Here is a 9312-nt window from a genome sequence, read left to right on the forward strand (position 1 = left end):
GCTGATCATGTCTGTCGTTCTCCGCTGGCAGGGCGTCAAGTCAATGATGGCAGATTGCTGGGGTTTTTAGAGGCTCCTTCTAGCCGATCACTCGATCTGGGCAACATCCGCCGGCACGCGCACCCAACCTTCCATCATCACCCGCGCACTGCGGCTCATCAGCGCCTTGGTCACCTGCCACTGGCCGTCCACCAATTGCGCCTCGGCACCGATGCGCAAGCTGCCGGACGGATGTCCGAAGCGCACCGCCGAGCGCGTTGCGCCACCCGCTGCCAGATTGACCAAGGTGCCGGGCACGGCGGCGGCAGTGCCGATCGCCACCGCGGCGGTGCCCATCATCGCGTGATGCAGTTTGCCCATCGACATCGCACGCAACAGCAGATCGATCTCGGCCGCGTGCACCGGCTTGCCGCTGGAGGCGGTGTAATCGGCCGGCGGCGCCACGAACGCCACCTTTGGCGTGTGCTGCCGCGTGGCAGCGTCTTCGACCTTCGCAATCAAACCCATCCGCACTGCGCCGTGCGCACGTAACGTTTCGAACATCGTCAGCGCACGCGGGTCACCATTGATCGCCTCCTGCAGCTCGGTACCGGTGTAGCCCAGATCGCGCGCGTTGACGAAGATGGTCGGGATGCCGGCATTGATCAGCGTCGCGGCGATCGTGCCCAGGCCGGGAATCTCCAATTGGTCGATCAGCTTGCCGGTGGGGAACATCGCCCAGCCCTCGCCTTCGGCGTCATCGGCCGGGTCGAGAAATTCCAGCTGCACCTCGGCCGCCGGAAAGGTGACTCCATCCAGTTCGAAGTCGCCGGTTTCCTGCACCTGACCACCGGTCATCGGCACATGCGCCACGATGGTCTTGCCGATATTGGCCTGCCAGATCCGCACCGTCGCCACGCCGTCGCGCGGCACGCGCGCCGCGTCGATCAGACCATTGGCAATCGCAAACGGCCCCACCGCCGCCGACAGATTGCCGCAGTTGCCGCTCCAGTCCACGAACGCGCTGTCGATGGACACCTGCGCGAACAGATAATCCACATCGTGCCCGCCACGCGTGCTGGCCGAGACGATCACGCTCTTGCTGGTACTCGAGGTCGCCCCCCCCATGCCATCGATCTGCTTGGCATACGTATCGGGGCTACCGATCACCCGCAGCAACAACGCATCGCGCGCAGGACCGGGCTGCTGTGCGGCAACAGGCAGATCCGGTAGGCGAAAGAACACGCCCTTGCTGGTGCCGCCGCGCATGTAGGTGGCAGGAATGCGGAGTTGGGGAAGATGGGTCATGGGGTAAAGACCGGGATTGGGGATTGGGGATGCAGATGGCAGCACGAAGCCAGGAGCCATGGACACTAGGGCGCTTGCGGTGCCGATGTCGCTTTTAACGATTCCCGATTCCCGGCTCCCGATTCCCGGCTCTCCAGAAAATCCTGCGCAAACCTTTGCAGCACGCCGCCCGCCTCGTAGATCGACACTTCTTCCGCCGTATCCAATCGGCACGTCACCGGCGCCTGCAGCTGCTCGCCGTTGCGGCGATGGATCGACAGCGTCAGCGTGGCGCCGGGGGTGCGTTCGCCCATCACCTCGAAGGTTTCGCTACCGTCGATGCCCAGCGTCTTGCGGTCGGTGCCCGGCTCGAACTCCAGCGGCAACACGCCCATGCCGATCAGGTTGGTGCGGTGAATCCGCTCGAAGCCTTCGGCGACGATCACCTCCACACCGGCCAGACGCACGCCCTTGGCCGCCCAGTCGCGCGAGGAACCCTGGCCGTAATCGGCACCGGCGATGATGATCAGCGGCTGCTTGCGCGTCATGTAGGTTTCGATCGCCTCCCACATGCGCACCACCTGCCCTTCCGGCTCCAGCCGCGCCAACGACCCCTGTGTTACCAACCCATCGACCACCGCCATTTCGTTGACCAGCTTGGGGTTGGCGAACGTGGCGCGCTGCGCGGTGAGGTGATCGCCGCGATGGGTGGCGTAGGAATTGAAGTCTTCTTCCGGCACGCCCATCAGCGTCAGGTATTGGCCGGCCGCACTGCTGGCCAGAATCGCATTCGACGGCGACAGATGGTCGGTAGTGATGTTGTCGCCCAGCACTGCCAACGGCCGCATGCCACGCAAGCTGCGTGCGCCGGCAAGCGCGCCCTCCCAATACGGCGGGCGACGGATGTAGGTGCTGGTCGGCCGCCAATCGTACAGCGGGCTCACCTGTACGCCCTGCCCCAGGCTGCGCTTGAACATCGGGTCGTAGACGCTGCGGAAATGCGCCGGTTTGACGCTGCGCGCCACCACCGCATCGATCTCCGCATCGGTGGGCCATAGATCCTTGAGCGTCACCGCCACGCCATCGGCATCGATGCCCAGCACATCTTTTTCGATATCGAAGCGCACCGTGCCGGCGATGGCATACGCAATCACCAACGGCGGCGATGCAAGAAACGCCTGCTTGGCATACGGATGGATCCGCCCGTCGAAATTGCGGTTGCCCGACAACACCGCCATGGCATACAGATCGCGGTCGATGATCTCCTGCTGGATCACCGGATCCAGCGCGCCGCTCATGCCATTGCAGGTAGTACAAGCGAACGCGACGATGCCAAAGCCCAGTTGCTCCAACTCGCTCAGCAGACCCGCGTCCTCCAGATACAGCTGCACCGCCTTGGAGCCCGGCGCCAACGAACTTTTCACCCACGGCTTGCGGGTCAGTCCACGTGCGTTGGCGTTGCGCGCCAGCAGGCCGGCAGCGATGACGTTGCGCGGATTGGAGGTGTTGGTGCACGAGGTGATCGCCGCAATGATCACTGCGCCATCGGGCATCTGGCCCGGCACCTCTTCCCACGCACCGGCAATGCCGCGCTCGGCAAGCTCGCTGGTCGCCACACGCTTATGTGGGTTGGACGGCCCGGCCATGTTGCGCACCACGCTCGACAGATCGAACTCCAACACGCGCTCGTAGTGCGCGGTAACCAAGTCATCCGCCCACAAGCCGGTCTGGCGCGCGTAGGTTTCCACCAACGCAATCTGCGCCTCTTCGCGCCCGGTCAGACGCAAATAGTCCAGCGTCTGCTGGTCGATAGAGAACATCGCCGCGGTGGCACCGAACTCCGGCGTCATATTGGAAATGGTCGCGCGATCGCCAATGGTCAGCGCACTGGCGCCAGCGCCATAGAACTCAAGATACGCACCGACCACACGTTGCTGACGCAAGAACTCGGTCAACGCCAACACAATGTCGGTGGCGGTGATGCCGGGCGCTGGCTTGCCCAACACCTCCACACCGATGATGTCGGGCAGGCGCATCCACGACGCGCGCCCCAACATCACGTTTTCCGCTTCCAGTCCGCCCACACCCAATGCGATCACCCCCAGCGCATCCACATGCGGGGTATGGCTGTCGGTACCCACGCAGGTATCCGGAAACGCCACGCCGTCGAGCGTGTAGATCACCGGCGACATTTTTTCCAGATTGATCTGATGCATGATCCCGTTGCCGGGCGGAATCACTTCCATGTTTTCGAAAGCCCGCTTGGTCCACTCGATGAAATGGAAGCTGTCGGCATTGCGACGATCTTCCACACTGCGATTCTTGGCGAACGCTTGCTTGTCGAAGCCGGCGTATTCCACCGCCAGCGAGTGATCGACGATCAATTGCACCGGCACCACCGGATTGACCTGCGCCGGGTCGCCACCCTGCTCGGCAATCGCATCGCGCAAGCCGGCCAGGTCGACCAAGGCGGTCTGCCCAAGAATGTCGTGGCACACCACACGCGCCGGAAACCAGGGTAAATCCAGGTCTCGCTTGCGCTCGATCAGCTGGCGCAGGTAGGCCTCCAGCATCTGCGGCTGCGCGCGCCGCACCAGGTTTTCGGCATGCACGCGCGCGGTGTAAGACAGCGCCGCATAGGCGCCGGGTTGCAGCGCATCCACAGCGGCACGTGCATCGAAGTAGTCCAACGAGGTGCCCGGCAGGGGCTTGCGGTACTGGCTGTTCATGGCTGGCGATATCGAAGCGGGTGGGGGTATTTCGGAAATCGGAAATCGCATTTCAGACGTCTGTGGGTTTCGCCATCTCTTCCCGCGCTTGCAAGAGCTTGGTCGCCTTCATTGCGAGAAAGCGACCGAGGCGGAGAGACCCAACCTACGGACCACTACATCTTCAGGGACGCTGATTCAACGGCACGAACACCTGATATTCCGGGCCGGTATAGTTGGCCGATGGGCGAATGATCTTGCCGTCCACGCGCTGCTCGATGATGTGCGCGCTCCAACCGGCAGTGCGCGCCAGCACGAACAGCGGCGTAAACATCGCGGTCGGCACGCCCATCATGTGGTAGCTCACCGCACTGAACCAATCCAGGTTTGGGAACATTTTCTTGATGTCCCACATCACCGTCTCCAGGCGCTCGGCGATGTCGTACATCTTGCGGCTGCCCTGCTCGTCAGACAGCTCGCGCGCCACCTCCTTGATCACCTTGTTGCGCGGGTCGGACACGGTATACACCGGATGCCCGAAGCCGATCACCACTTCCTGGCGCTCCACGCGCACCTTGATGTCGGCCTCGGCCTCGTCCGGGGTGTCGTAACGCTTCTGTATGTCGAACGCCACCTCGTTGGCGCCGCCATGCTTAGGCCCGCGCAACGCGCCGATCCCGCCGGCGATGGCGCTATGCATATTGCTACCGGTGCCGGCAATCACACGGCAGGCGAACGTGGAGGCATTGAACTCATGCTCGGCGTACAGGATCAGGCTGGTGTGCATCGCACGCACCCACGACTCCTTCGGCGCAAAACCATGCAACAGATGCAGAAAATGCCCGCCGATCGAATCGTCGTCGGTCTCCACCTCGATACGCTTGCCGTTGTGGCTGTAGTGATACCAATACAGCAACATCGACCCCAACGATGCCATCAGCTTGTCGGCGATGTCGCGCGCGCCGGGATGATTGTGGTCGTCTTTCTCCGGCTGCAGGCAGCCCAGTGCCGACACGCCGGTGCGCATCACATCCATCGGATGTGCCGACTGCGGCAATTGTTCCAGCACCGCTTTCACAGCGGCCGGCACGCCACGCAGCGAGCGCAACTTGGCTTTGTAGCCGCGCAGTTCGCCGCTGTTGGGCAACCTGCCATGCACCAACAGATACGCGATCTCCTCGAACTCGCTGGTGATCGCCAGGTCCAGAATGTCGTACCCGCGGTAATGCAGATCGTTGCCGCTGCGCCCCACCGTGCACAACGCGGTGTTGCCGGCAGCGGTGCCGGATAACGCAACGGATTTTTTCGGCTTGAAAGGCGTAGCGGTCTGCGGGGCGGCGCTGTCGTTCATTGGATCTCTCCGGATGTTCGCGGTCGTCTAGGCAAGGCAGTCAGTGCGCGGGCGGCGCTGTCATCGCGCGCTCGATCAATTGTTGCAACAGGGCGATCTGGTAATTCTGCTGCTCGACCAGCGCGGCCCAGTCCTGCTCGCGCAACTGATTGAGCTTTTCGTGCACCTGCAGAATTTCCAGTTCGGATTTGATGTTCACTTCGTAATCGTTCTGCGCACGCAAGCGGTCCACCGCCGCCTGACGGTTCTGGCTCATCATGATCACCGGCGCCTGGATCGCGGCCAGGCACGACAGGCACAGGTTGAGCAGGATGTACGGATATGGATCGAACCCATGCGTCAGCACCAGGCTGTTGAGCGCGATCCAGGCCAGCAGCACCACACCGAAGCCGATCATGAAGCTCCAGCTGCCGCCGATTTCTGCCACCCGGTCGGCGATGCGTTCGCCCAAGGTGCGGTCATGATCGGCCTGCTTGATGATGTCGCGTGCCACGTGGCGCTTGGCGATAAAGCGCTCCACCACCGCGCGCTCGGCATCGGGCAGCTTTTCCAATTCGGTCTGCAACAGCTGCCGCGCAGTCTGGCGACGATCGATGCGGCCGCGCGGCTGCGAGGTGGCGCTGGCTTGGCTGTTCATGGACGTGCTCGGGCAGGAGAACCGGCCTGGATCATGCGCCTTTGCGCGCAAACAGCGCATCCAGACGCTGCTCGTAGCCGTGATAGCCGATGCGTTCGTACAGCTCTTCGCGCGTCTGCATGCTTTCCAGCACGGCCTGTTGATGACCGTCGCGCCGAATCGCGGTGTAGACCGCCTCGGCTGCCTTGTTGGCAGCACGGAACGCCGACAACGGAAACAGCTGGATCGCCACACCAACCTGCGAAAGTTGGTCGCGCGTAAACAGCGGCGTCTTGCCGAATTCGGTGATGTTGGCCAACACCGGCACGCGCACCGCATCGACAAAGCGCCTGTAGGTCTCCAGGTCATACGCGGCCTCGGCGAAGATGCCGTCTGCGCCGGCCTCCACGCAGGCGATGGCGCGTTCGATCGCCGCATCCACGCCTTCCATCTGGATCGCGTCGGTGCGTGCAATCAAAAAGAACGCCGCATCGGTCTTGGCATCGGCCGCCGCCCTGACCCGGTCTACCATCTCGGCCTGGCTGACGATCTCCTTGCCCGGCCGATGCCCGCAGCGCTTGGCGCCAACCTGATCTTCGATATGGCAACCAGCCGCGCCCGCCTTGATCAGCGATTTGATGGTGCGCTCGATGTTGAACGCACTCGGCCCGAAGCCCGTATCCACGTCCACCAACAGCGGCAGTTCGCAGACATCGGTGATGCGGCGCACATCGATCAGCACGTCTTCCAGTGTGTTGATCCCCAAGTCCGGCAACCCCAGCGAACCGGCCGCCACACCGCCGCCAGACAGATAGATCGCCCGGTAGCCGGCACGCTGGGCCAGTAGCGCATGGTTGGCATTGATCGCACCGATGACCTGCAACGGCGATTCAGCAGACAGCGCGGCGCGCAAGCGCATGCTGGCGGAAGCGGTAGGCGAAGACGTCATGGCGATTCCTGAGTTGGGATACGGGAGCACGCGCAAATGGCGTTCCAATCGCAAGCTGTTGATTTCACTAAGCGAAGCGCCGCTGATCGTTGCAAATATGCAACATTCCGAGCAGCATGCAACATCGTTGCAACATGGCAGTCGAATGCGCAGCCCTCCTCCTCCCCAGTCGGCAGACGCCTCCCAACCGGTGATCTGGACCGTCAGCGTCTCTCGCCTGACCGGCCTGCTGTCCGACGTCATCCCCGAGTTCGACCAGCGTGCGCGCATGGAGCAGATCAACCTCGGCTTTGCCGAGGCGGTGGAGGTCATCGGCCAGCGCCTGCGCCGCGAGCGCTGCGACGTGCTGGTGGCAGGCGGCTCCAACGCTGCTTATCTGCGCAGCCGGCTCGCGCTGCCGCTGGCACCGATCCAGGCCACCGGCTTCGATCTGATGGAAGCGCTGGCGCGCGCACGCCGCATCGCACCGCGCATCGGTGTGGTCACCCACGCCACCGATGTGCCCTCGTTCCGCGCTTTCCAGGACAGCTTCGACCTCGACATCGCACACCGCCGCTTCGTCACCGCCGAAGACGCGCGCGACTGCATCGCCGACCTGCGCGCCAGCGGCATCCAGGTCATCGTCGGCACCGGCATGGCAATCGATTTCGCCGAACAGGCCGGCCTGCCTGGCGTACTGCTGTATTCCGCAGATTCGGTGCGCTTGGCGCTCGAACACGCCATCGCCGTGGGTACCGCGCCAAGCAACGATCGCCCCACCGGCCGCACCAGCACACGTCGCGCTCGCCGCACCGAGGCCTTGCTTGGCGAAGACGCGGCAATGTCCCACGTGCGCGAACTGGTGCAGCTGTACGCACCACACCCAAGTACCGTGTTGATCAGCGGCGAAACCGGCACCGGCAAGGAACTGGTCGCGCGCCAACTGCATGCCGGCAGCCGTCGGCGTGGCCGCTTCGTCGCCATCAACTGCGGCGCCATCAGCGAATCGCTGCTGGAAGCGGAATTGTTCGGCTACAGCGACGGCGCATTCACCGGCGCACGCCGCGGCGGGCACACTGGCCTGATCGAAGCAGCGCAGGATGGCACGCTGTTTCTCGACGAAATCGGCGAACTGCCGATGCCATTGCAGACGCGCCTATTACGCGTACTGGAAGAGCGCGAAGTGCTGCGTGTCGGCGCAACGCTGCCGATCGCCATCGATGTGCGTGTGGTCGCTGCAAGCCTGCAACCACTGCAGACACTGGTCGAACAAGGACGCTTCCGCCGCGATCTTTTTTATCGCCTGGCAGCGCTCCGCATCGCATTGCAGCCGCTACGCAACCGACCCGGCGAGATCGCAGTGTTGCTGACGCATTACTTCCGGCAACTCGGCAATATTCCTTCGCCACTAACATCGAAAGCGCTACAGCGGCTGCAATACCACGCATGGCCGGGCAACGTGCGCGAACTACGCAATCTGGTCGAACGCCTGTGCATCCATTGGAAGGCACAAGCACAAGACAATCTGACCCTTGATCAACTCGAACAGTGGGCGCCAGAGCTATTGGACATGGACGCTGGCGATAGTGTGGCAGCACACGAACACACCGATCTTGCAACCTCACGCATGCAACTCACTGCAACAGCAGTAAGCGCAGCGCTCAAGCGCGCAAACGGCAATCGCGCCCTCGCCGCACAAGCACTTGGCATCTCGCGCACCACGTTGTGGAGATGGATGCAGACGCACGCTTCGACATGGCATGCTTGAGATGCAGGCGCGGGCTTTGACATCGACTGCTTAGGACGCAAGCGCAGGCCTTGGCACCGAGTCATCAAAACGCAAGACTCGCGATCAGAGGTCACAAGCCGTGCGACGCAATCCACACGACATTGTCGTTGCTACGTTGGTGATGTGATCCCGCAGCACGCAGCGCCGCTTAATCCAGCGCTCGCCCGTTGATCGAGCTCGCAGCGATCACTTGACACGCGTGTGCTGGCTATCGCCCGCGCTCAAGTGACCGGTCACCTCGTCGATCGCGTAATTGACGGTGCCATCAGCGCTGGACACCTGCGGCACGCCTCAAGATCGCCGGATGACTCTTCGTCTTGACGCCGCTGCCGAACAGCTCCGGTGTCGTATCGCGAATGATGAAGCTCTCACCGTTGTGCTTGATGCTCAGTACGTTTTTCTGCGACTTCACATTGACCCACTTGCCTACGTACTGCTCGCCCACATCGCGAGCGCAGCCAGCCAAGGAAGGTTTGAACAACTCGCAAGACCCAAAAATTTCAGCATCGAGAGCACCAGTAACGCGTAACTTGGGTGTGTAAGACGAGATTTTGCGCTTGTCTGGCGGGGGGGGGGATTCACTCGCGAAGTGCAAGGGCGTCGTCATTGCAAAAGACCTCAGCAGGTGTGAGATAGCGTAAGCGTTTTGTGGAT

At 62.7% G+C, this 9312-nt stretch carries 6 protein-coding genes and 1 pseudogene; 1 reads left to right on the forward strand and 6 read right to left on the reverse strand.

Annotated features, from left to right (window positions below):
• Nucleotides 1-87 precede the first annotated feature (87 nt).
• The 5 genes from prpF to prpB all read right to left on the reverse strand — a co-directional run bounded on the left by prpF (nucleotide 88) and on the right by prpB (nucleotide 6890).
• On the reverse strand, nucleotides 88-1287 hold the full coding sequence (gene prpF / locus XpopCFBP1817_RS17785; protein WP_128418136.1) for a 2-methylaconitate cis-trans isomerase PrpF: 1200 nt from the start codon (nucleotides 1285-1287) through the stop codon (nucleotides 88-90).
• 65 nt (nucleotides 1288-1352) lie between these two features.
• Nucleotides 1353-3995 carry a Fe/S-dependent 2-methylisocitrate dehydratase AcnD gene (acnD, locus tag XpopCFBP1817_RS17790; RefSeq protein WP_128418137.1) on the reverse strand — a complete coding sequence of 881 codons (2643 nt, stop codon included), beginning with the start codon at nucleotides 3993-3995 and terminating at the stop codon, nucleotides 1353-1355.
• Nucleotides 3996-4158: 163 nt separating this feature from the next.
• Nucleotides 4159-5325, reverse strand: a complete 1167-nt coding sequence (gene prpC, locus XpopCFBP1817_RS17795) for a bifunctional 2-methylcitrate synthase/citrate synthase (protein WP_128418138.1) — start codon at nucleotides 5323-5325, stop codon at nucleotides 4159-4161.
• Nucleotides 5326-5365: 40 nt separating this feature from the next.
• Nucleotides 5366-5962: a DUF1003 domain-containing protein gene (locus tag XpopCFBP1817_RS17800; RefSeq protein ID WP_128418139.1), complete on the reverse strand. Its 597-nt coding sequence runs from the start codon at nucleotides 5960-5962 to the stop codon at nucleotides 5366-5368.
• A gap of 31 nt (nucleotides 5963-5993) precedes the next feature.
• Nucleotides 5994-6890, reverse strand: a complete 897-nt coding sequence (prpB, locus tag XpopCFBP1817_RS17805) for a methylisocitrate lyase (protein ID WP_128418140.1) — start codon at nucleotides 6888-6890, stop codon at nucleotides 5994-5996.
• Nucleotides 6891-7035: 145 nt separating this feature from the next.
• On the opposite strand from prpB, the gene prpR reads away from it, so the two are divergent.
• Nucleotides 7036-8637 (forward strand): propionate catabolism operon regulatory protein PrpR, encoded by a 1602-nt coding sequence (prpR, locus tag XpopCFBP1817_RS17810; RefSeq protein WP_244171225.1) that lies wholly within the window; start codon nucleotides 7036-7038, stop codon nucleotides 8635-8637.
• 207 nt (nucleotides 8638-8844) lie between these two features.
• On the opposite strand, the pseudogene XpopCFBP1817_RS17815 reads toward prpR, so the two are convergent.
• A pseudogene (locus XpopCFBP1817_RS17815) lies at nucleotides 8845-9157 on the reverse strand (hypothetical protein).
• Between the last annotated feature and the right edge of the window lie 155 nt (nucleotides 9158-9312).

The sequence above is a fragment of the Xanthomonas populi genome (assembly GCF_002940065.1).
GTDB classification, from domain to species: Bacteria; Pseudomonadota; Gammaproteobacteria; order Xanthomonadales; family Xanthomonadaceae; genus Xanthomonas; species Xanthomonas populi.

Excerpts from the sequence above, each read along its gene's own strand:
- XpopCFBP1817_RS17800 (WP_128418139.1), bottom strand. The coding sequence starts at position 5,962 with ATGAACAGCCAAGCCAGCGCCACCTCGCAGCCGCGCGGCCGCATCGAT.
- prpB (WP_128418140.1), bottom strand. The coding sequence starts at position 6,890 with ATGACGTCTTCGCCTACCGCTTCCGCCAGCATGCGCTTGCGCGCCGCG.
- prpR (WP_244171225.1), top strand. The coding sequence starts at position 7,036 with ATGCGCAGCCCTCCTCCTCCCCAGTCGGCAGACGCCTCCCAACCGGTG.
- prpC (WP_128418138.1), bottom strand. The coding sequence starts at position 5,325 with ATGAACGACAGCGCCGCCCCGCAGACCGCTACGCCTTTCAAGCCGAAA.
- prpF (WP_128418136.1), bottom strand. The coding sequence starts at position 1,287 with ATGACCCATCTTCCCCAACTCCGCATTCCTGCCACCTACATGCGCGGC.
- acnD (WP_128418137.1), bottom strand. The coding sequence starts at position 3,995 with ATGAACAGCCAGTACCGCAAGCCCCTGCCGGGCACCTCGTTGGACTAC.